This window comes from Methylobacterium planeticum, from assembly GCF_008806345.1.
Classification (GTDB): Bacteria; Pseudomonadota; Alphaproteobacteria; order Rhizobiales; family Beijerinckiaceae; genus Methylobacterium; species Methylobacterium planeticum.
The window spans coordinates 243,479-264,674 of sequence record NZ_VZZJ01000005.1 but is presented as its reverse complement, the minus strand read 5'-3'; the positions used below and the strand labels follow the sequence as shown (position 1 = coordinate 264,674).

The following is a 21,196-nucleotide window of genomic DNA, read 5'->3' as shown; positions in this document are numbered from 1 at the left end:
CCCTAGCCCTCGCCCGTCCGCATCCCGTCCGCGACCGCGTCGAACAGGGCCGAGATCGCCCGCATATTCGCCCCGCGGATGGCCTCGTCGTAGGTCTCGCCGGCGCCCGGCACGGTCACGTCCGCGAGTTCCGCCGCGAAGCCGCGCCCGAGGGCCCGGACCTTCTCGGGGGTGAAGCCGTGGCCCTCGAAGGTCAGCAGCGCCACCGTCTGAACCAGCACGCGAAGGGCGGACAGGTCCGCGGCCTGCTCGATCGCATCCCGGTTGATCGTCATCCCGGCCTCCTGTGCACGCCCCCGCGCCGCGCGGGCGGACGCTTCGGTCGGCCCCTGCATACCCAACCCCGGCCAGGATGGCGACGCCCCGTCAGGGTCCGTGGAGGAAATCCCCAGGGCGGACGGCCGCGGGCAAGATCGGCTCCCCCGAAGGACGCCGCGAGCACGATCCTTCTTGACACCGAAGCCGACGCAGAAGAAAAAAGGCCGCCCTTGCGGAGCGGCCCGAAGTCTAGGGAGGAAACGCCCAAGAAAGGGCTGCAGCCCGGCGACGCCATCGCCGTGCTGCACTGCAGAAATGCCATCCCGGTTCTGAGGCGGCAAGCCTTTTCTCCTGCTCGCCGATGCAGGTTGTGCGCTTGAGCACATCGATGCGGCGTCCCGGCACCTCCAGCGTGCTTCCGTTAACGGTTTCTTAACCACGTTTGCGCATCGTCGCGCCCCTGCGCTCCCGCATCGGCCTCCGACGCTGATCGCGGTCGCGTGTTGCTCTTTTGTTCTTGTCACCCGAGGGCGCAGGCGACACAACGAACCGCATGCGCATCGTCCTGCTCATACCGGCCCTGATCCTTCTCGGTGTCGAGCCGGGGGTCGCCGCATCCGTCCCGGACCTCCCGGGCCTGGAGCGGGCCTGGCACGGCTGCGTGCGCGAGGCCTACGGCCGGCAGCCGAGCTCGCAGAGCCGGCTCGCCGCCGAGCGCAGCGCCCTGGACGAGTGCAAGGACCGCGAGGATGCCTACGTGGCGGCGATCCTGGCGGCCCGGATCACCGAGGAGGCGGCGCCGGGGCAGGGCGCGCGCGCCATGGCCTCGCGGGCGATGGCCTGGGCCTCCTCCGTCGCGGGCTCCATGATCGATCCGGTCTCGTCCTGGCTGAGGTCCTTCAGGCGCTGAGAGCGCCCGGCCCGATCCCTCAGCGCCGGGCGGAGCGGCCCGAGTGCCAGGGGCGGTCCGGCGGCGGCGCCTTGGCCTCCGCCCGCGGCCGGACCCGGCGCAGCAGCCTGCGCCCCCGCGTCTCGTGCAGGCTCGCCATCGTCATGAAGAGCTGCCGCGCGGCCGGATCCCGGCTCGCGCCGGCGCAGTCCCGCAGGATCATCGCGTATCGCAGGTGCTTGAGAGCCTGTTCGAGCATCCGGGGCCTCCTCCGCCGGGAGGATGCCGGAAAGGAATGGCCCGCCCGTAAACGCCGCGGCGGGTCCGCGATGCCGGCGCCGGGCCGGCGGTCGGGCGGCTCGACGAACGATCACGACCGCCGCGAGGGCTGAAGGTCGGAACCAGGATCGGAACCGGGGTCGGGGCGCGGCCTTCGATCCATGGCCGGCCGCCTCGTCTGCTCCCTTGGGAGTATGACTTGTCCTTTATAGAGCTTTTCGCCCGCGCCCGCGGAATCTAAACTTACTCGATCCAGCAGAGCGCCGCGTTCTGCAGCTATTCGGATCCGGACCGAGCCGCTGTGCGCGAAGTGTGAGGCACGCCATGTCCGACGCGCAGGAGCAACTCGTCTCGATCCTCCGGGTCATCATCGCCGAGTGCGAGGATCCGTGGGCCGCCATCAGCCGGGCCATCGAGGCGGTCGCCTACGAGCCGGCGCGCCTGCGGCCGGTCGCCATCGAGGACGTCCCCGGCCCCTACGCGCCGAATGCCCTGTCGGAGAGCGTCCGCGCGGTGGCGGGCCCGCGCTAGATCCGGCGGCTTCGCAGCGCTCTCCATGATCCTTGGATCACGGGGGGCGCCCCGTCTCTCCGGCATCCCGAATCGCCACGCGCCGAGCCGGCGGCCACCTCGGCGGACGGGCCCCCTAGATCCGCGTGCCGTCGTCCTTCGGCGGCTTGCCGCAGCGGAACCGCTCGACACGCCAGCGGTCGTGCGAGCGCTGCCATTGCGCCATCTGGGGCTGCGCCACGCTCATGCATTGCTGGGGCGTCCACACATCCTCGCCGAAGGTATGGACGCGCAGGACGCAGTGCGTCGGGTTGGAGGCCAGGCAGGTGAGGAAGTACAGACCGTAGAGCATGCGACACGTCTCCGTGGCGTTGCGCGGCGCTCCCTCGCCCGATCGGGTCTCGTTGCCGGGGAATGAGCAAAGGTCGTGCCGCGGACCGTCCGGGCCCCCGCCTCGCCGAGGATCAGGCGGGCCGACCCGCCTGCCCGGACCGGTCAGGCGCGCGGCCCCGATGGGCTCACGCGCCGTGCAGGCGCTGCAGCACGAGGCTGACCGCTACGAAGAGCAGGGCGGCGAGAACGCCGAAGAGAAGCGCAACGAGTAGCGGGCGGGACACAGCACCTCCTGCATCGCCCGATTGAAGGCAGGATTTCCTTAAAATTCGTTGAGATGCGGTCACGAACCTTCTACGACGTATGGACTTTGCTCAACGCCTTCCGGGGCGTTCGACATTCTTCGATGGCGGCCCGGCCGATGAATACTTCCGACCGCGCGCTGTGCGCTCTGTTCGACCATTGGGCGAAGTCCGGATCCTTGGCGGACCGCGCCACCATCACGCGCATCCACATGGCCCTGGAGGATCGCCGCGCCGCCGGAGGCGGCTCCGAGGATTGGCGCGCCCTCCTCGAGGGCGCCCTGCGGGATCTCGGATTCACGATCGACTGGCAGGGCGATGCGGTGAGCCGGATCACGGCTCCGGGGGGCTTCGGAGGCGAGGCCCGCGGCCCCTGCGGCTCCGGGCCCGGAATGACCCTCGCCTAAGGCCCGCCTGATCCCCCGGCGCCGGGCGGGCCGACGTCCCGGACGGGCGGGACCGGGTTTACCGCCTCAGTTGATCAGGCAGAACCCGACACCCGATCCGGCGATCCGATCGGGGCGGCACCAGGGCGTCGCGTCGGCGACCCGGCCCGCCGCGCCCTGGCCGGGCGCGGCCTCCGCCGCCCATCGGGGTGCGGCATCGGGGGGCCAGACGCCGGAGGCTTCGGCCGGCGCGGCGCCCGGCCCGCTCCCGGCAACCCCCGCGGTTCCCGCCGCGGCGGGAACCGCGATCGGCAGGGCGGCGCCGACGCCGACCCTGGCGCGCTCCGGCGTCGGTGCCGGGCGGTCCTGGGCGAGGATCGGGCCCCGCAGGCGGAGGCCGCGCCCGGCGCGCGCCTCGGCGGACAGCAGGGCGGCGGCGAGCAATCCCCCGGCGGTGCCGGTGACAAGCAGGGATCGCACGAGCAAGGATCGCACGAGAAGCCTTCGCATGGGCAGCCTTCGCATGGTTCCTCCTCCGTCGGGGCGACCGTAGGGACCCGGCGTTAACGGCGCGCGAATCCGACCCTTCGCAATCGAGCGGTCCCGGGTTCGGTCCTCTGCGGCCTTCCGTCCCGATGTCCCGCGCTTGCCCCGGGACCTTTCCGGACGATGTCGCGTTCGCCCTGAACCTGACTTGGTCGCGAACGCGGACGGAATGCAGATCCACCTCGATGCGCTCGGCGGCGCGGCCGGCGACATGTTCGTCGCCGCGCTCCTCGATGCCTTTCCGGAGCACGAGGCGGGCGTGCTCGCCAGCGTGCGGACCGCCCTGCCCGGCGTCGCCTGCGAGCTCGCGGGGCACAACGACGGCATCCTGCAGGGGCGCCGCTTCGTCGTGGCGGACCGGGGCGCGGGCGGTGGCGCCTCTCAGGGGCACCCGCACGACCACTGGCACCGGCACGGCGATCGTTCCGGAGACCCGGCCCACGAACCCGGCCAGCCGCAGGAGCAAGGGCAAGGGCGAGGGCACGGGCAAGCGCACGGGCAAGCGCATGGGCAAGCCCACGGCCACCGGCCCTGGTCGCAGATCCGGGATGCGCTGCAGCGGGCCGACCTCGCGCCCGCCATCCGGACCCACGCCCTCGGCATCTTCACGCATCTGGCCCGGGCCGAGGCGCGGGTTCACGGCATCGCGGTCGAGGCGGTGGCGTTCCACGAGGTCGGCGCCTGGGACTCGATCGCCGACATCGTCGCGGCGGCCCACCTGATCGCCGCCCTCGGCGCCGATGCCTGGAGCGTGTCCGCCCTCCCCCTCGGGTCCGGGCGGGTGCGCACGCAGCACGGTCCCCTCCCGGTCCCGGCACCCGCCACCAGCCTGCTGATCGAGGGCTTCGCCACGATCGACGACGGGGTTCCGGGCGAGCGCGTGACGCCGACGGGCGCCGCGATCCTGCGCCACCTGCGGGAGGTCGCGCCGGCGCGCGCGGCGGCCCCGCGCGTCCTCCTCCGGTCGGGGATCGGCTTCGGCACCAAGGTGCTGCCGGGCCTGAGCAATTGCCTGCGCGCCCTCGCCTTCGAGGAGGCCGCGCCGGCCTCCGCGCCGCGCCACGGCGCGCACCGCGACCTCGGGGTGATCGAGTTCGAGGTGGACGACCAGTCGGGCGAGGACCTCGCCATGGGCCTCGACCGCCTGCGCGGGCACCCCGACGTGTTCGACGTGGTCCAGATGCCGGTCTTCGGCAAGAAGGGGCGGATGATGACCCATGTGCGGGCGCTCGCCCGGGCGGAGGCCCTCGAGGCGGCCATCCTGGCCTGCTTCCGCGAGACCACCACGATCGGCCTGCGCCACCGCATCGTCTCGGGCGCCGCCCTGCCCCGGACCCACACCACCGTCGCGGTCGGGGCCCATCCCGTGCGGGTCAAGATCGTCGAGCGGCCCGGCGGCCGCACCGCCAAGGCGGAGGCCGACGACGCCCTGCCGCGGGAGGGCCACGCGGCGCGCGTGGCCCTGCGCCGCGAGGCCGAGCGGCGCGCCCTGCGGGGCGGGCCCGCCGACGAGCGCGAGGCAGACGAGCGCGAGGCATGAGCGGCATGAATCCCCAGAACACCCGCGACGCCCTCGAGGCCGTCATCGCCGGGATCGGCCCCCTGGCGGTCGCGGTCAGCGGCGGCGTCGACAGCCTGACCCTCGCGGCCCTGGCCCGGCGGGTGCTCGGCCCCGGCCGCGCCCTCATGGTCCACGCGGCCTCCCCCGCCGTGCCCGGCGAGGCGACCGAGCGGGTCCGGGCCGAGGCCCTGCGCGCCGGCTGGTCCCTGCGGGTGGTCGAGGCCGGGGAGTTCGCCGATCCGAGCTACCGGGCGAACCCGGTCGACCGCTGCTTCTTCTGCAAGACCAACCTCTACGGCACGATCCGCGCCGTGACCGACCGCCCGATGGTCTCGGGCGCCAACCTCGACGACCTCGGCGAGTACCGCCCCGGCCTCGACGCGGCCCGCGCGCACGGCGTGCGCCACCCCTACGTGGAGGCGGGGCTCGACAAGGCCGCGGTGCGCGCCCTGGCGCGCGACCTCGGCCTCGGCGCGGTGGCGGAGCTGCCCTCCGCTCCCTGCCTGTCGAGCCGGGTCGAGACCGGCATCCGGATCGAGCCCGAGACCCTGGCCTTCATCCACGCCGTCGAGCGCCTCGTCACCGACAGCCTGGCGGCCGGAAGTCCCGGGGCGCAGCGCGCCGTGCGCTGCCGCGTGCGCGCCGCCGGCATCGTGGTCGAGCTCGACCCCCGGAGCCTCGCGGCCCTCGACGGGGCGATGCGCGGCCGCCTCGAGGCGCGCATCCGCGCCGCGGCGCCGGCCGGCCTCGCCCGGGGGCCGGTGGGCTTTGCGGCCTACCGCACCGGCAGCGCCTTCCTGACGGACCGCCTGCCGGACCGCCTGCCAGCGCGCGGGGGCGTGGCCGCGAGGGTGCCCGGATGAGCGTCGCCGACGAGTTCGTGCTCGATTTCGCCCGGCCCGAGCGGATCGGCCTGGAGGAGGCGGTCTACGCCGCCGGCAAGTCGCCCGCCCAGATCGACGCGATCCTCGACGCCGCCGCGGTCCGGGAGGCCGCGATGCTCCTCACGCGCCTCGAGCCCGGGAAGCACGCGGCGCTCGCCGACCGGCACCGGGCGCGCCTCGACTATTGCGCGGTCTCGCGCACCGCGATCTTCGGCCGGCCCCGGCCGGTGCGGGGCCCGGCGCGCATCGGGATCGTGGCGGCCGGCACCTCGGACATCGCCGTGGCGCGGGAGGCCGAGCGCACCCTGGCGCATCAGGGGCACGCCACGACGCTGTTCGCCGATGTCGGGGTCGCCGGCCTGTGGCGGCTGACCCGGCGCCTCGCGGAGATCCGGGCCCATCCGGTGCTGATCGTGGCGGCCGGCATGGATGCGGCGCTCCCGAGCGTCGTCGGCGGCCTCGTCGCGAGCGCCATCATCGCGGTGCCGACCTCCGTCGGCTACGGGGTCGCGGAGGGCGGCCGGACGGCGCTCGACGCCATCCTGGCGAGCTGCGCGCCGGGCCTCACCGTCGTCAACATCGACAACGGCTACGGCGCGGCCTGCGCGGCGATGCGGCTGCTGCACGCCGCCCGCGCCCTCGCGCCCGACCCGGCGCGCCCCGGGGAGACGGCCTGAGATGGCGCGCCGCTCCGCCCCCGCACCGACATCCCGGCCCGCAACACGGAGACCATCATGGAACGCCGCAGCTTCCTTCAGGGCGCCGCCCTCGGCGCCGGCCTCGCTGCCACGAGCGGCGCGGGCGCGGCCGTGACCGCCCCCGGCCTGCCGCCGACCCGGCCGCGCGACCCCGCCGACCTGCCCCTCCTCACCGATCCGGGCGAGCGCCGGGGCGAGATGCTCTACCGCCCCTTCGGCCGGCACCCGGAGAGGATCTCGGCGATCGGCATGGGCGGGTTCCATCTCGGCAAGAGCGCCGTCTCGGACGCGGAGGCGACGCGGCTGATCCATGCCGGGATCGAGCGCGGCATCACCTTCATGGACAATTGCTGGGACTACAACGAGGGCCGCTCGGAGCTGCGCATGGGCGCGGCCCTGAGCCAGGGCGGCTACCGGGACAAGGTCTTCCTGATGTCCAAGATGGACGGGCGGACGAAGCAGGAGGCGATGCGTCAGATCGACGAATCGCTCAGGCGCCTGCGCACCGACCGGATCGACCTCGTCCAGCACCACGAGATCCTGCGCTACGACGACCCCGACCGGGTCTTCGCCGAAGGGGGGGCCATGGAGGCGTTCGCGGAGGCGAAGCAGGCGGGCAAGCTGCGCCATATCGGCTTCACCGGGCACAAGGATCCGCGCATCCACCTGCAGATGCTGGAGGTGGCGGCCGAGCGCGGGTTCCACTTCGATTCCGTGCAGATGCCCCTCAACGTGATGGATGCGCATTTCCGCAGCTTCGGCCACCTCGTGCTGCCCTACCTCGTCCAGCACGGCATCGCGGCGCTCGGCATGAAGACCTTCGGCGACGGCGTCATCCTGAAGAGCGACGCCCCGATCAAGCCGCTGGAGTACCTGCACTTCTCCCTCAACCTGCCGACCGCGGCGGTGATCACCGGGATCCAGAACCAGCGCGACCTCGACCAGGCCTTCGAGGCGGTGAAGACCTTCAGGCCGATGGACAAGGCCGCGGTCGCCGAGCTCCTCGAGCGCAGCCGGCCCTATGCCGAGCAGGGCAAGTACGAGCTGTTCAAGACGAGCGCCACCTTCGACGGCACGGCCAAGAACGCGGCCTGGCTCGGCGAGGACGTGCCGGGGGTGCAGAAGCTCGCCCCGACGATGGAATGAGATTCGCGAGGCCGTTCGAGCCGTCGCCCGACCCGTCCCCCGCTGGAGCCCGTCCGACCATGCCCACGCCGTCTCCCTCGTCCACTGCCCGCCGCCTGAATCCGGTCACCGGAATCCTCGGGCTCGCGCTCCTGACGCCCGGTGCGGCCCTGGCCCATCCCGGCCACGGCGAGGCCCTGGGCCTCGCGGCCGGCCTCGCCCACCCCCTCGCCGGGCTCGATCACGTCGCCGCCATGGTGGCGGTCGGGCTCATCGCGGCGCTGCGCGGCGGGCGGGCCCTGTGGCTGCTGCCGCTCGTCTTCCCGGCCATGATGGCCCTGGGCGCCGGCGCCGGCATGGCGGGCCTGGCGCTGCCCTTCGCCGAGGTCGGCATCCTCGCCTCCCTGGTCGCCTTCGGGCTGCTCGCCATCCTCGGCCGCGGCCTGCCGGTCGCCCTCCTGGCCGCCCTCCTCGGCGCCTTCGCGGTGTTCCACGGCTACGCCCACGGGGTCGAGATGCCGGAGACGGCCTCGGGCCTCGCCTATGGTCTCGGCTTCCTGGCCGCGACCGGGCTGCTGCACCTCGCGGGTCTCGGGCTCGGCCTGCTCATCGGCCGCGCGCGGGGGCTCAACCCCGGCATCGGGTCCGGCGCGGCCCGGTCCTGAGCGGCCGCGGCGGCTGATCCTGCGCGGCCGATCCCGCGCGGGACGCGCCGAACCATTTCGCAAGGTTTTTCGGGCAGAGCCTGATCCGGGGAGCGATGCCCGGAATGAGGTCTGCCATGCGTGCGCTCGTCCTCGACGATGGTGAGCTGAACAACCTGCTGATGGTCGAGGCCCTCCGGCCGATCCCGGGCTGCGTGCCGCACGACTTCACCCGGCCGGCCGACGCGCTCGCCTTCGCGGAAACCTGCGCGCACGAGATCGGCGTCGTCATCACCGATTACGACATGCCGCTCATGAACGGGGTCGCCTTCATCCAGGCCGCGCGGCGGATCCCGGGCCTCGCCCACGTGCCCTTCGTGATGGTGACGAGCATCGATCAGCGCAGCCTCCGGCGCGAGGCCCTGGAGGCCGGCGCGACGGATTTCCTGACGAAGCCCTGCGATCCGGTCGAGATCCGCGCGCGGGTCTCCAACCTGCTGGCCCTGAGCCGGGCCTACCGGGATCAGCGGAACCACGCCGCCGAGCTGGCGCGGGAGGTCGCGGCCGCCGTCGCCACGATCGAGGCGCGCGAGCGCGAGATCATCATGCTGCTGATGCGCGCCGCCGAGCATCGCGACACCGACACGGGCAACCACATCGCGCGCGTCGCCGCCTATGTGGGGCTGATCGCCGAGGCGCTCGGGTTCCCCGCCGCGGAATGCCGCCAGCTCAGCCTCGCCTCGACGATGCACGATGTCGGCAAGATCGCGGTGCCGGATTCGATCCTGCTCAAGCCCGGCCCCCTGACGGCGGACGAGCGCTCCGAGATGGAGCGCCACGCCGAGCGGGGACAGCGCATCCTGGAGAGCAGCGCCTCCTCCATCGCCCGCCTCGCGGCCGAGATCGCGGGGAGCCATCACGAGCGCTGGGACGGGACCGGCTACCCCCACCGGCTCAGCGGCCAGGCGATCCCGCTCTCGGGCCGCATCGTCGCCGTCGCGGACGTGTTCGACGCCCTCACGACCGAGCGCCCCTACAAGAAGGCCTGGTCCCTCGACGCGGCGCGCGCGCATCTCGTCGCCGAGGCCGGCCGGCACTTCGACGCCGCCGTCGTGGAGGCCTTCCTGAGCCGCTGGCCGGAGGTCGCCGCGCGGGTGGCCCGGCCGGCCAGCGAGGCGGCCTGAGAGCGGCCGCGAGGGACCGATGGGCCGTTCGAGGGCTGGGCCGATGGCAGGGATCAACCGCGCGGGCACGACGCCCCACCGCTCGCTCGCCCGGCGGCTCGGCCGGGCGGTCGTCGCGGCCGTCCTGATCGCGCTCTCGGTCGGCACCGGGCTCAGCGTCTGGAACGAGCTCGACCGCTACGCCGCCGACAAGCGCGCGGCGCTCCACGCCCTCGCGACGGTCTTCGCCAGCGCCAGCGCCAAGGCGGCGGCCGCCCGCGACCCGTTGCCCGTCGAGGCCGCCCTCCGGGCGATCGCCGGCCAGCCCAACCTCGTCTACGCCGCCCTCGTCCTGCCGGACGGCTCGCTCCTGGCCGAGCAGGGCCTCGGCCTGCGCCTCTCGGACGATGTCGACCTCGACCGCCGGGAGGGCGTCTCGGCCCTCGACCTCGCGCTGACCCGGACCGTCCGCCTCAGCGTGCCGGTGATCTCGGGCGCCCGCGAGGTCGGCCGCGTCACGGTGATCGCGGAGACGGCCGACCTGTCGGCGAGCCTGCTGCGGGTGCTCGGCAACGCGGCGGTCGCGGCGAGCCTCGCGCTCCTCGTCGGGCTCCTGGTCTCCTGGCGCCTCCAGAAGACCCTGACGCGCCCCCTCATCGCCCTGACCGAGACCATGAACGCGGTGCGGGCGAACCACGATTACGCCACCCTCGCCCCCGTCACGACGAACGACGAGGTCGGGGCGCTCGCCACCACCTTCAACGGGCTCCTCGGCGCCGTGCGGACCCGCGACCAGGCCCTGGCCGCCCACCGCGCCACCCTGGAGCAGGAGGTCAGCGACCGCACCGCCGACCTGAGCGAGGCCAAGCAGGTGGCCGAGGCGGCCAACGCCGCGAAATCCACCTTCCTGGCGACGATGAGCCACGAGATCCGCACGCCGATGAACGGCCTGCTGGTCATGGCCGAGCTCCTGGCCGCCGCCGACCTGCCCCAGCGCCAGCGCCGCTACGCCGAGGTGATCGCCCGCTCGGGGCAGAGCCTGCTCGCCATCATCAACGACATCCTCGACTTCGCGAAGGTGGAGGCCGGCAAGCTCGAGCTGGAGCGTATCCCGGTCACGACCGCGGAGGTCACCGACACGGTCGTGACCCTGTTCGGGGAGCGCGCCCGGGCCAAGGGGCTCGATCTCGCGGCCGAGATCGGATCGGGCGTGCCGAGGGCCTTCCTGGGCGACCCGGTCCGCCTCGGCCAGATCCTCGGGAACTTCGTCAACAACGCCCTCAAGTTCACCGAGGCGGGCCACGTCCTGATCCGGGTCGGCGCGCGCGAGGCGGGCCGCGTGATCGAGCTGAGCGTCGCCGACACCGGGATCGGCATCCCGGCCGAGACCCTGCCGACGATCTTCTCGGCCTTCTCGCAGGCCGACCAATCCACCACCCGCCGCTTCGGCGGCACCGGCCTCGGCCTCTCGATCGCGCAGTCGCTCGTCGCCGCGATGGGGGGCGAGATCGGGGTGGCGAGCGAGCCCGGCCGCGGCTCGACCTTCTGGATCCGCCTGCCCGTCGAGGTCCTGGCGATGCCGGAGGCGATCCGCCGGGACCCGGCGGTCTCCGCCGCCGTCCGGATCGAGGGCCTCGGCAGCGCGACCGCCGCCGTGGCCGAGGCGGGCCTGCGCGCGGCCGGCTTCGCGCCGGGCCCGGAGGCGGAGCACTGGATCCTCCCCGCCGACGCGCTGATGCGGCGCGGCGCGCGCCCCGGCGGGGCCCGCCGCGTGCTCGCCGTCGCGCCGATGGGTGACCCGAGCGGCCAGGAGGTCCTGCGCGCCGGCCTCGCCGACGAGGTGCTGCGCTGGCCCCTGGTCCAGGCCGAGTGGCGCCCGGCGCTGGCCGCCCTCGCGGGCGGGACCCCCTTCGCGGCCCCGGCGCAGCCGGCCGGGGCCGGCGCCGACCTGCCGCGGTTCCCCGGCGCGCGGGTGCTCGTCGCCGACGACAACGTGGTCAACCGCGAGGTCGCGGCGGAGGCCCTGAACCGGTGCGGCGTCACCGAGATCGTCCTCGTGGAGAACGGCCGGGAGGCGGTCGAGGCCGCGCGCGGGGGCGGCTTCGACCTCGTCCTGATGGACGGCAGCATGCCGGTCCTCGACGGGTTCGCCGCCACCCGGGCGATCCGCGCCGAGGAGGTGCGGGCGGGCACCGCGCGGGTCCCGGTCGTCGCGCTCACCGCCCACGTCATCGGCACGGCGGCCGATGCCTGGCAGGCGGCCGGGATGGACGGGGTGCTGGTGAAACCCTTCACCCTCGCGGACCTGGCGCGCATCCTCGCGGCGACGCTGCCGCATCGCGCGGGGAGCGTCGCCCAAGCGGCGCAGCCGGGTCACCCGGCCCCGCAGCCGGGTGCAGGGCCGGTGCTGCCCGCAGGGGCGGTCCCCCGCCTCCTCGACCCGGGCACCCTCGCGAGCCTCACCGAGATCGCCGAGCAGGCCGGCATGCCCTTCATCGAGCGCCTCCTGCGCCTCTTCGGCGAGCACGGGCCGGCGGCCCTCGACGGCCTCGAGGCCGCGCTCGCGACCGGCGACGTCCCCGCGGTCGCGAGCGCGGCGCACGGCCTCAAGTCGATGAGCGTCAATGTCGGCGCGGGCGCGCTGGCGCAGGAGCTCGCCCGGATCGAGCAGCAGGCCCGCGTCGACGGGCTCTGCCCGGAGGCCGGCACCGTGTCGCGCCTGCGGCCCCTCCTGGCCGACAGCCATGCGGCGCTCCGGCGCCATTTCGAGACGCGGCGCGCGGCCTGAGGCGCCGTCTCCGGCGGCGGGGATCCCGCGGAGGCTCCGGTCAGGCGCCCGGCGGGAGGGCCGGACAGGGCTCGCCGCCCGGCAGCACGACCTCCTCCTGGCCGTTGACGCGCACGCCCTCGCGCACGGGCCAGACCTTCGTGTAGGTGAATTGCCAGCCGTTGAGGGCGGGGAAGATCGTGAAGATCGCCCGGTAGCGCATCTTCACCTCGGCCACGACGTAGCGGGCCCCGTTCGTCCCCATGCCGGCCGGGACGCCCGGCATCGCGGTGCCGGGGATGCGCGCCTGGTCGTTCTGCGCGGCGCTCGAGCAGGCCCTGGCGATGAAGCCGCCCGGGGTCTCGTAGACGCCCGCCGCCGTCAGCACGATGCTGGCCGAACCCACGTCGTAGGGCGCCGCGATCGTCCGGGCGGCCGCGTAGACGTCCGCCAGCGTGCCGAAATCGCCGCGCGAGATCAGGTCCGCCATCGCGCCCGTCGAGAGGGCGAGGCGCCGGCCGGTGGTGTAGGCGCGGGGGATGTCGATCGCGGCCATGAACATCAGGATCAGGCTCGGGGCGATCAGCCCGAACTCGACCGCCGACACGCCCTCCCGGGCGGCCGCGAAGCGCCGCAGCCGGGACGTCACGTGCACGACTTCCCCGCATAGGGCTCGGCCCGGAAGATCATCGTGGTGGTCAGGAGCTGGCGCCCCCCCGCCATGGTCTGGCCGCTGAAGTCGAGGGTGCTGAACGGCCGCATCACCGGCACGGCGGCCCGCAGGGCGATGACGTCGCCGCCGGAGGGGCAATCGAACCGCGTGCCGAAGCCGACGACCCAGTCCTTCTTGGTGGTGTCGTAGGGCTCCGCCGGCTGCGCCGCCGCGAAGCCGGCGGAGCGCCGCACGTCGAGGCGCAGGTCGTCGCACCGGAAGAACACGGCGCCGTTCCGGCACATCAGCCGGCGCATCCGCTCGGTCGGCTCCGTCCCGTCCGCGGCGTCCTGGAACGCGCCCGTGCGCAGGCCGCGCACGGCCCGGTCGACGGCGCCGTCGAGGGTCTGCTGCGAGAGGAGCAGGAAGGTGGCCTCGACGATGACGCAGAGCAGGCCGAGGAACGGGACCGCCAGGAGCGCGAACTCCACCGCCGTGGCACCGCGACGATCGCCCGCGAGGCCGCGCCAGCACGCGGCGACGCGCCAGCACGCGGCGACGCGCCAGGACGCGGCGACGCGCCAGGACGCGGCGACGCGCCAGGACGCGGCGACGCGCCAGGACGCGGCGATGCGCCAGGACGCGGCGACGCGCCCGCGGCGGCCGGGGTGCGGGTCTCGTCGCGATGTCCCGCTGCCGCCCCGCATCTCCGCGCTCATGATCGTCCGGTCCGAACGCGGTCGCGCCGCGATCCGCGAAGGGAGACGCTAGACCTCGGGCGGTTGAAAGATCGTTTGGAGGCGCGCGGAATGCGGCGGCCCGCCTGCGGGTTCTCGCGATCCTCCTTAACGGATGATTGCGCGCCGCCGCCCGTAACCGCTCCTTTACCGGAACGACGCGGAATCCGGCCGGCGGCACCGCGCGAGCCCGCCGGGGCGCATCGGGCGCGGGAGCCGTTAACGCACCGGCCCTAAGCTCGCTCGAACGGCGCCGAGACTCCGGCCGACAGCCTGGCCAGGACCGCGGCGCGCAGGAACCGCCCGACGAGAGACGTGGTCGCGTGAACCCGACGCCAGCGAGCCCGACGCCCCCCGCCCGCCCGATCGCCGCGATGCGGCTCCGGCTCGCCGCCCGGCTGCGGGCCTTCGGGGCGGACCGCCGCGGCTCGATCGCGCTCATCTTCGGCCTGAGCGCGATGGTGCTGATCGGCCTGATGGGCGGGGGCACGGACTACGCCCGCCTCACCGCGCGGCGGAACCAGCTGCAGAGCGCGGTCGATGCGGGCGCCCTCGCGGGCGGCAACGCGCTGAAGCTCGCCATGCCGAACGCGGACGCCATCATCGGGCTGACGACGCAGACGATCCGCACGGAGGCGCATGCGCCGGACGACCGGCCCCTGACGATCCAGGTCACGGTCTCCGACGACAAGACCAGCGTCCTCGCCACGGCCGAGGAGCAGTTCACCCTCGCCTTCGGGGCCTATGTGGGCCTGCCGAAGGCCCCCATCGCGGTGAAGGCCCGCGCGAACGTCGTCGGGCGGATGCGGCTCTGCATGCTCACCCTCGACAGCGGCGCGCCGGCCGCCTTCGCGCTCCAGAAGAACGCCCAGGTCACCGCCAACGATTGCGCGCTCTACTCGAACTCCTCGAGCGCCCGCGGCATGATGGGCCAGAACAACGCCATGGCGAAGGCCCAGACGATCTGCTCCGCCGGCGGCTTCGACGGGGCGCGGGCGAACTTCTCGCCGACGCCCCAGACCGATTGCCCGGTGATCCAGGATCCCCTGAAGGACCGGCCGGCCCCGCCGATCGGCACTTGCGCGAAGCCGCCGTTCCCCCTCGACCTGCTGCCCGCCGGCGGGGCCAAGATCGACTTCAACACCACGCTCGAGCCCGGCACCTATTGCGGCGGGCTGCACATCACCAAGGACGCGGTCGTCACGCTGAAATCCGGCATCTACGTCATGCGGGACGGCCCGCTGATCGTGGACAAGAAGGCCACCCTGACGGGGGCGGACGTCGCCTTCTACTTCACGGGCAACCGGGGCGGGCTCGTCTTCGACAAGAAGACCACCATCAGCCTGACGGCCCCCACCACGGGCGTGATGGCGGGGCTGCTGATGGCGGAGGATCGCACCGTCACGGCGCCGGTCGACCCGACCTCGCTGGTCGAGGCGCTCCTCGGCGACATCATCTCGCCGACGCCGCCGGCGCTCGGGCTGACGAAGCCGGTGCGGACCTACCGCATCATCAGCGACAACGCCCGGACCATGCTGGGGACGATCTACCTCCCGGCCGGCCGCCTCGTCATCGACGCGACGCGGCCCGTGGCGGACCAGTCCGCCTACACGGTCGTGGTGGCCCAGCAGGTCAACCTCTACGAGGGGCCGAACCTCTACCTCAACGCCAATTACGAGGCCACGAGCGTGCCGGTGCCGAAGGGGGTCGGGCCGGTGAGCGGCCGCCTGCTCCTGACGCAGTGAGGCGCCGGGCCCGCATCCCGCTCGGGATCCTCGCTCCGGGTCCCGCGGGCGGGGCCGCGATCAGCCCTTCCTCTGGGCCTTCATGTAGCCCGTGATGGCGGATTGGCAGTTCGGGCTGAGCTTGGCCTTGTTCTGCTTGAAGCAGGCATGGACCTCGGGGCTGTCGGGGGCGAGGTCGCCGCAATAGGTCAGGTAATCGCCCGTGCAGTACTGCTTCAGGGCGGCGCGGTCGGGCCCCGTCGCGGCGCTCGGGGCCGCGAGGGCGCCGGCCGTGGTGGCGAGAAGGGCGAGGGCGATACGTGCCAGCAAGGGATCAACTCCACACAGCCCGGCCAGTCCGGGCGCGCCGGGTAGATCAAGGGATCGCGACGAGAATGGGTTAGCTTGGCCGTAGCCGGACCGGCCGGGCGCGATCCCGCCGCGACGCGGGTCGAGCGCCCGGGGAGGCCGCCGCGGGGTCCGGAGAATCCGGCAGGAACATCCCGTGGGTCGGCTTCCCGCCCTCCCAGGGCACGGGGCGGCGCCGGTCCAGAGGCGCCGCCGGCCGTGCCGGCCGGTGCGGGTCAGCATCCCGACGAACGCGTCCCGGCCCTCGAACAGCAGCGCCCCGGCGCCCTCCCGGTCCGGCGCGGTGTCGATCGGCTGCCAGGTTCGCGCCACGCCCTGCCCTGCCCTGCCCTGCCCCTGATCCGGGAAGCCCCCAGCCGGACCCTGCGGCGGGCCGCCCGATGGTTCCGGGCGCGCCACCGCGTCCGGCTCGCCCGCAAGCCCGGGCCTTGCCGATCCGCGCGCCCGGCACCCCGGCATCGCCGCCGCGTCCCGATGTGCCAAACGGCACGACGTTCAGTTGAGCGGAGGACTACATCGGCATCACACAAGAACTCACGGCCAGCCGCCCTCTGACGGAGACCGCGACACTCGATCGGATACCGTTATGAACACTCGTCTTGCTTCCGCCCTGGTTGCCGTCGTCTTGAGCGCCGGTGCCCTGGCCTCCCCGGCTCTTGCGCAGAGCTACACCGCGCCCGCCGGCATCCCGGCCGCCGCGGCGCCCGGCGGCCTCGAGGGCCGCGCCGGCTTCCGCAACGCCGATCAGGCGGCGGTCCGCTCGGTCGGGGTGCCCGGCACCTACGACACCCTGACCACGGGTTCGGTCCGCGGCGGCCACGGCGCCTACGCGCCGAACAGCCACCGCTACGGCGCCCGCGGCGAGCCCTTCGCCGACTGATCCCGCAAGTCAGGCACCCGCAAGTCAGGCACCCGCAAGTCGCGCATCCGCAAGACAGGAGGTTCTCATGATCGATCGTCTGCTTTCCGCCCTCGTCGTCGTCGCCGCAACCTCGGCGGCGACCTTGGCGGCAACCTCGGCGATGGCCGCCGGGACGGACCCGGCCTACCGCTATTCCGGGGCCCATGCCGGGGGACCGGCCGCCGCGCTGATCCCGAGGGCCGCGGCGCAGCCCGTCGAGCGCCCCTGGACCGCGCCGGCCTACCGCTATTCCGGGCCGCACGCGGGCGGCCCGGCCAACGACCTGCCGCGCAACTGACCCTTGGGCGTCCCGCCTGGACGGGCCGTCGGTCCCCCCGGCGGCCCGTTTCGCTTGCGCGGCGCCCCTCTGCCGGCCGCCGGGTCCGGGTCCGGGTCCGGGTCCGGGTCCGGGTCCGGTTCTGGTGTCCGGTTCTGGTGTCTCTTGGCGCAGGTGACTAGGCTCGCGCGGGTCCGAACCCTGCCCGAAGGCTCATCCATGCGGCCCATTCCCCGGCGTCATCGCCGACGCGCCCGCCTGCTCCTCACCCTCGCGGTCGCGGGGCTCGGGGCGGCGCCGGTCCGCGCGCAGACGCCGCCCCCGGACGCCGCCGCGCCGGATGAAGCGGCCTTCCGGCGCTGCCTCGGGGAGGTCGCGCCGCTGGCGCAGGCCCGGGGGATCTCGCCGGCGACCGTCTCCGGTCAGCTCGACGCCCTCTCGCCCGATCCCGGGATCCTCGCGCCCGCGCGCAACCAGGCCGAGTTCGTCAGGCCGATCTGGGATTACCTCGACGCCACCGTCACGCCCGCGCGCGTCGCGCAGGGCCAGGCGAAGCTCGCCGAATGGGAGCCCGTCCTCGCCCGGATCGAGGCGGCCTACGGCGTCGACCGCCACATCCTGGTGGGGATCTGGGGCGTCGAATCGACCTACGGCACGGTGCTGGAGGATCCCACGATCGTCCGTCCGGTCGTGCGCGCCCTCGCGACCCTGGCCTGCGGCGATGCGGAGCGGCCCGCCTACTGGCGCGACGAGCTCCTCGGGGCCCTGCAGATCCTCGACGAGGGCCGGATCGCGCCCGAGCGCATGACCGGCTCCTGGGCCGGCGCGATGGGCCACACCCAGTTCATGCCGACGACCTACCTGCAGCACGCGGTCGATTTCGACGGCGACGGCCGGCGCGATATCTGGGGCTCGGTCCCCGACGCCCTCGCGTCGACGGCGAACTACCTCAAGGTCTCGGGCTGGCGCCCGGGCGAGGGCTGGGGCTTCGAGGTCCGCCTCCCCGAAGGATTCGACTACGCGCTCGCCGACGAGGTGACCGAGCGCAGCGTCGCGGACTGGCTCAAGCTCGGCCTGCGCCCCGCCGGGCCGGCCGCCGCGCCGGAGGCGCCAGGGGGCGCCGTGCTGGTCCTGCCCGCGGGCGCGCGGGGGCCCGCCTTCCTGCTCCTGCCGAACTTTCGGGCGATCCTGCGCTACAACACCGCCCTCGCCTACGCGTTGAGCGTCGCGCACCTGTCCGACCGTGTGCGCGGGGAGCCGGCCTTCGCGCAGGCCTGGCCGCGGGGGGACCGGCCCCTCAGCACCGAGGAGCGGCGCCAGATCCAGGCGCACCTCGCCGGGCGCGGCTTTCCGGTCGGCGGCGTCGACGGCAAGATCGGCCCGAAGACGCGCGCGGCCATCCGCGCCTACCAGGCCTCCGCCGGGCTCGTCCCGGACGGCTACGCGGACGCGTCCCTGCTCGAGCGGATCGGGGCCGAGCGCTGAGCCCCACCCTGCTGGCTTGCGTCAGCCCGCGTCCTGCGGGGCCCTGAACGGCGCCGGGTCGCGGCCGAGGGCCAGCAGGATGGCGTCGAGCCCGTCGGTCAGGGCCGCAGGCCCGGGCTGCAGGATCAGGGACGACTTGATCTCGACGATCCGGCCCCCCGCCACCGCCGGGATCGCGTCCCAGCCCGGCCGCGCCGCGATCCGGGCGGGGACGACCCGCTTGCCGCACCAGGAGGCGAGGATCAGCTCGGGCGCCGCCGCCACGACCGCCTCGGACGCCACGATCCGGTCCTGGGCGGCCGGCTGGCCGGCCCGGTCCGGAAACACGTCCGCGCCGCCCGCGATGCCGACGAGCTCCGACACCCAGCCGATCCCCGAGATCAGGGGCTCGTCCCATTCCTCGACATAGACCCGGGTCCGCGGCCGGCCCCGCGCCCCCTCGGCGACCGCGGCGAGGCGCGCCGCGTAGCCCCGGGCCAGCGCCTCGGCGCGCGCGCCCGCGCCGACCAGGGCCCCGAGGGTGCGGATCATCGCCAGGATGCCCGCAACGTCGCGCTGGTTGAACAGGTGGACGGCGATGCCCGCCCGCGCGAGATCGGCCGCGATCCCGGCCTGCAGGTCCGAGAAGGCGAGGACGAGGTCGGGGGCGAGCCGCAGGATCTTCGGCAGGTCGGCGCTGGTGAAGGCCGAGACCCGGGGCTTCTCGCGCCGGACCCGGGGCGGGCGCACGGCGTAGCCGGAGACGCCGACGATGCGGTCCTGCTCGCCGAGGAGGTAGAGGGTCTCGACCGTCTCCTCGGTCAGGCAGACGATCCGCTCCGGCGGGAATCGGCGCACGGGCCCGGGCTCAGGCGGCCCGCGGCCGGGCGCGGGCGAGAGGGGCCGGCAGGCGTCCTGTCATGGTCGATCGTCCGGGCTCCCGTGTCCGGCGCCAGCCTACGGCACCGGCGCCCGCCCGGATAGCCGGCCCGGCCGAAACCGCCCCGGCGGGCCGCGAGCGGGCCCGCTCCGAGCCCTCGATCCAGGACATCGCTCCAAGCCCTGCCAATTCCCGCCAAGCCCTGCCAATTCCCGCCAAGCCCTGCCAATTCCTGCCAAGTCCTGCCGATTCGTTCCGGGCCTGTCCGAGCCCTCGATCGCGGCGATCGCGGTGACCGCGCGACGCACGACCGGCCCGCGCGCGGCACGGCTATTTTTCATTCCGTCGTCTTGAAAGACCGTCGCGATTGATGTCGATTGGCGAAACCCTGCGTGAGAATAGGGCGAGCGAGCGTGATGCGATGTGCAGACGACCTCAGGGCTGCCGCCTTGATCGACGAGACGATCGCGTTCGAATTGAATGCCGCGGCCGCCTATTTCGATAGGCAGGGCAGCGCCGTGGTGGCCGAGGCCCTGCGGGACCAGGCCGAGACCCTTCGCGCCGAGGCCCTGCGCCTCCAGGACGACGCCGCCCGCCTGTTCCGGCAACGGGCCGCCGACCCGTGCCCGACCGTTCTCCTGGTGGAGGACGAGGTGCCGCTCCTCAAGGTCGTCACCGACGAATTGGAGGATGCGGGCTTCCACGTGCTGCAGGCCGGCAGCTACGAGGTCGCCGACCTTCTCCTGCGCTCGCCCGCGACGGTCGACCTGCTCCTCACCGACATCCGCCTGCCGAGCGCCTATACGGGCTGGGACGTGGCCGAGCGGGCGCGCAGCCGCTTCCCGAACCTGCCGGTGATCTACGTGACCGGCTACAGCGTCGAGGCGCCGCGGCGGGTGGAGGGCAGTATGCTGATGATGAAGCCCTACCGGCCCTCCGCCCTGCTCAGCGCGATGCAGCAGCTCGGCGTCGTCTTTCCGGCCTGAGCCGCCGAGGCCTCGGGCGAGGCAAGAGCCTCGGGCGCGGCAAGAGCCGCGGTGCGCGGCGGGCCCCATGTCCGTGCGGGCCCACACGGCGCGACAGCCGCGGGAATGCAGCGTCCGTGCCGGCGCCTCAGATCACGGCCTCGATCAGGCCGAGCTCCCGCGCCTCCTCGGCCTCGAGGTACCAGTTCGCGGGCGCGCGCTCGAGGACCTCGTCGAGGCTCACCTTCGATCCCCGGACGAGGTTCTCGAAGCCCTCGTTCTGGATCGCGATCGAGCACTCGATCTCGTGCAGCGTCGCCTTGACGGTGGCGACGCAGCTCGTCAGCGGACCGTAGATCTTCAGTTCCTTCGACAGCTTGCGCTCGTGGATCATCAGGCGGGTGCCCCGCGTGAGGTAGCGGTTCGGGCGCGCGAAGAAGCTCATGAAGGTGGTGCCGGCGGAGTAGATCGCGGCCTTGCCGAGGAAGACGAAGCGCCGGTCCGGCACCACCTCGCTGTTGAAGCGGATGTCCTCGCCCATCATCCGGGCGACCTCGGGATCGCCCCCGAGGGTGGTCAGCTCGACCACCACGAGGTCCTGCTGCGAGGCCTGGTCGAGCTGGCGCCGGAAGTCCTTGTACATGTCGTAGTCGACGGTCCCCGACAGGAGGATCGCCGGGGCCTTGAAGGCGGGCGACGCGAGCGCTGTGGTGTCCATGGGAGCCTCCTGATCGGCGGCGGGCAACAGCAGGATCCGTGCCGGCAGAATCCGTGGCGGCAGGATCCGTGACGGCCCCGCCCCGCGCAGCTCAACGCCGGCGCGGTGGCGAGGCTCCGCCCTGGGACCGCGCAGACGGGCCCGCGCCGAGGGATCAGGCCGGG

Annotated in this window: 24 protein-coding genes; 15 read left to right on the top strand and 9 right to left on the bottom strand. The window is 73.9% G+C overall.

The window, feature by feature from the left end:
* Positions 1-2: 2 nt before the first annotated feature.
* The gene (locus F6X51_RS08645) at positions 3-275 is read right to left on the bottom strand and encodes a hypothetical protein (RefSeq protein ID WP_150962815.1); all 273 of its coding nucleotides are present in this window, start codon (positions 273-275) and stop codon (positions 3-5) included.
* 536 nt (positions 276-811) lie between these two features.
* Between F6X51_RS08645 and F6X51_RS08640 the strand changes: the two genes are divergently transcribed.
* On the top strand, positions 812-1,168 hold the full coding sequence (locus F6X51_RS08640) for a hypothetical protein (RefSeq protein ID WP_150962814.1): 357 nt from the start codon (positions 812-814) through the stop codon (positions 1,166-1,168).
* Positions 1,169-1,187: 19 nt separating this feature from the next.
* Here F6X51_RS08640 and F6X51_RS08635 read toward each other — a convergent pair whose 3' ends face one another.
* A complete protein-coding gene (locus F6X51_RS08635; RefSeq protein WP_150962813.1) occupies positions 1,188-1,406 on the bottom strand; it encodes a hypothetical protein in 219 nt (72 codons plus the stop codon).
* Positions 1,407-1,750: 344 nt separating this feature from the next.
* On the opposite strand from F6X51_RS08635, the gene F6X51_RS08630 reads away from it, so the two are divergent.
* A complete protein-coding gene (locus tag F6X51_RS08630) occupies positions 1,751-1,957 on the top strand; it encodes a hypothetical protein (protein WP_150962812.1) in 207 nt (68 codons plus the stop codon).
* Positions 1,958-2,072: 115 nt separating this feature from the next.
* Here F6X51_RS08630 and F6X51_RS08625 read toward each other — a convergent pair whose 3' ends face one another.
* Positions 2,073-2,288 (bottom strand): hypothetical protein, encoded by a 216-nt coding sequence (locus tag F6X51_RS08625; protein ID WP_150962811.1) that lies wholly within the window; start codon positions 2,286-2,288, stop codon positions 2,073-2,075.
* A 402-nt stretch (positions 2,289-2,690) separates the two neighbouring features.
* Between F6X51_RS08625 and F6X51_RS08620 the strand changes: the two genes are divergently transcribed.
* Positions 2,691-2,978, top strand: a complete 288-nt coding sequence (locus tag F6X51_RS08620) for a hypothetical protein (protein ID WP_150962810.1) — start codon at positions 2,691-2,693, stop codon at positions 2,976-2,978.
* A gap of 66 nt (positions 2,979-3,044) precedes the next feature.
* On the opposite strand, the gene F6X51_RS08615 is transcribed toward F6X51_RS08620, so the two are convergent.
* The gene (locus tag F6X51_RS08615) at positions 3,045-3,437 is read right to left on the bottom strand and encodes a hypothetical protein (RefSeq protein ID WP_150962809.1); all 393 of its coding nucleotides are present in this window, start codon (positions 3,435-3,437) and stop codon (positions 3,045-3,047) included.
* A gap of 235 nt (positions 3,438-3,672) precedes the next feature.
* On the opposite strand from F6X51_RS08615, the gene larC reads away from it, so the two are divergent.
* The 7 genes from larC (at position 3,673) to F6X51_RS08580 (ending at position 12,366) form a co-directional block, all read left to right on the top strand.
* A complete protein-coding gene (larC, locus tag F6X51_RS08610; RefSeq protein ID WP_150962808.1) occupies positions 3,673-5,043 on the top strand; it encodes a nickel pincer cofactor biosynthesis protein LarC in 1,371 nt (456 codons plus the stop codon).
* Positions 5,040-5,927, top strand: a complete 888-nt coding sequence (locus tag F6X51_RS08605) for an adenine nucleotide alpha-hydrolase family protein (RefSeq protein ID WP_407658482.1) — start codon at positions 5,040-5,042, stop codon at positions 5,925-5,927. The genes larC and F6X51_RS08605 overlap by 4 nt, the downstream gene beginning before the upstream one ends.
* The gene (gene larB, locus F6X51_RS08600) at positions 5,924-6,625 is read left to right on the top strand and encodes a nickel pincer cofactor biosynthesis protein LarB (protein ID WP_150962807.1); all 702 of its coding nucleotides are present in this window, start codon (positions 5,924-5,926) and stop codon (positions 6,623-6,625) included. Before F6X51_RS08605 ends, larB begins: the two co-directional genes overlap by 4 nt.
* 57 nt (positions 6,626-6,682) lie before the next feature.
* Positions 6,683-7,792, top strand: coding sequence for an aldo/keto reductase (locus F6X51_RS08595; protein ID WP_150962806.1), 1,110 nt, complete (start codon positions 6,683-6,685; stop codon positions 7,790-7,792).
* 59 nt (positions 7,793-7,851) lie between these two features.
* On the top strand, positions 7,852-8,436 hold the full coding sequence (locus tag F6X51_RS08590) for a HupE/UreJ family protein (protein ID WP_150962805.1): 585 nt from the start codon (positions 7,852-7,854) through the stop codon (positions 8,434-8,436).
* A gap of 116 nt (positions 8,437-8,552) precedes the next feature.
* Positions 8,553-9,599, top strand: a complete 1,047-nt coding sequence (locus tag F6X51_RS08585) for an HD-GYP domain-containing protein (protein WP_150962804.1) — start codon at positions 8,553-8,555, stop codon at positions 9,597-9,599.
* A gap of 43 nt (positions 9,600-9,642) precedes the next feature.
* The gene (locus F6X51_RS08580; RefSeq protein ID WP_150962803.1) at positions 9,643-12,366 is read left to right on the top strand and encodes a hybrid sensor histidine kinase/response regulator; all 2,724 of its coding nucleotides are present in this window, start codon (positions 9,643-9,645) and stop codon (positions 12,364-12,366) included.
* A gap of 40 nt (positions 12,367-12,406) precedes the next feature.
* On the opposite strand, the gene F6X51_RS08575 is transcribed toward F6X51_RS08580, so the two are convergent.
* Together F6X51_RS08575 and F6X51_RS08570 are read right to left on the bottom strand one after the other, a co-directional pair.
* Positions 12,407-12,994, bottom strand: coding sequence for a TadE/TadG family type IV pilus assembly protein (locus tag F6X51_RS08575; RefSeq protein ID WP_246696695.1), 588 nt, complete (start codon positions 12,992-12,994; stop codon positions 12,407-12,409).
* Positions 12,991-13,716: a TadE/TadG family type IV pilus assembly protein gene (locus F6X51_RS08570; protein ID WP_246696694.1), complete on the bottom strand. Its 726-nt coding sequence runs from the start codon at positions 13,714-13,716 to the stop codon at positions 12,991-12,993. Before F6X51_RS08570 ends, F6X51_RS08575 begins: the two co-directional genes overlap by 4 nt.
* Positions 13,717-14,108: 392 nt before the next feature.
* Between F6X51_RS08570 and F6X51_RS08565 the strand changes: the two genes are divergently transcribed.
* Positions 14,109-15,479, top strand: a complete 1,371-nt coding sequence (locus F6X51_RS08565; protein ID WP_150962891.1) for a TadE/TadG family type IV pilus assembly protein — start codon at positions 14,109-14,111, stop codon at positions 15,477-15,479.
* Positions 15,480-15,539: 60 nt separating this feature from the next.
* Here the strand turns inward: F6X51_RS08565 and F6X51_RS08560 are convergent, their stop codons facing one another.
* Positions 15,540-15,788: a hypothetical protein gene (locus tag F6X51_RS08560; protein ID WP_150962801.1), complete on the bottom strand. Its 249-nt coding sequence runs from the start codon at positions 15,786-15,788 to the stop codon at positions 15,540-15,542.
* Positions 15,789-16,413: 625 nt separating this feature from the next.
* Between F6X51_RS08560 and F6X51_RS08555 the strand changes: the two genes are divergently transcribed.
* The 3 genes from F6X51_RS08555 (at position 16,414) to F6X51_RS08545 (ending at position 18,490) form a co-directional block, all read left to right on the top strand.
* Positions 16,414-16,707: a hypothetical protein gene (locus F6X51_RS08555; protein WP_150962800.1), complete on the top strand. Its 294-nt coding sequence runs from the start codon at positions 16,414-16,416 to the stop codon at positions 16,705-16,707.
* Between the two features lie 67 nt (positions 16,708-16,774).
* Positions 16,775-17,026 (top strand): hypothetical protein, encoded by a 252-nt coding sequence (locus F6X51_RS08550; RefSeq protein ID WP_150962799.1) that lies wholly within the window; start codon positions 16,775-16,777, stop codon positions 17,024-17,026.
* A 198-nt stretch (positions 17,027-17,224) separates the two neighbouring features.
* Entirely contained in the window at positions 17,225-18,490 is a 1,266-nt protein-coding gene (locus F6X51_RS08545; RefSeq protein ID WP_150962798.1) for a lytic murein transglycosylase, read from the top strand.
* A 21-nt stretch (positions 18,491-18,511) separates the two neighbouring features.
* Here F6X51_RS08545 and F6X51_RS08540 read toward each other — a convergent pair whose 3' ends face one another.
* Positions 18,512-19,327 (bottom strand): cobalamin-binding protein, encoded by an 816-nt coding sequence (locus tag F6X51_RS08540; RefSeq protein ID WP_150962797.1) that lies wholly within the window; start codon positions 19,325-19,327, stop codon positions 18,512-18,514.
* Between the two features lie 438 nt (positions 19,328-19,765).
* Between F6X51_RS08540 and F6X51_RS08535 the strand changes: the two genes are divergently transcribed.
* Positions 19,766-20,335 (top strand): response regulator, encoded by a 570-nt coding sequence (locus F6X51_RS08535; protein WP_150962796.1) that lies wholly within the window; start codon positions 19,766-19,768, stop codon positions 20,333-20,335.
* 127 nt (positions 20,336-20,462) lie between these two features.
* Here the strand turns inward: F6X51_RS08535 and F6X51_RS08530 are convergent, their stop codons facing one another.
* Complete coding sequence (locus tag F6X51_RS08530; protein ID WP_150962795.1) at positions 20,463-21,032, bottom strand: ClpP family protease; 570 nt, start codon at positions 21,030-21,032, stop codon at positions 20,463-20,465.
* Between the last annotated feature and the right edge of the window lie 164 nt (positions 21,033-21,196).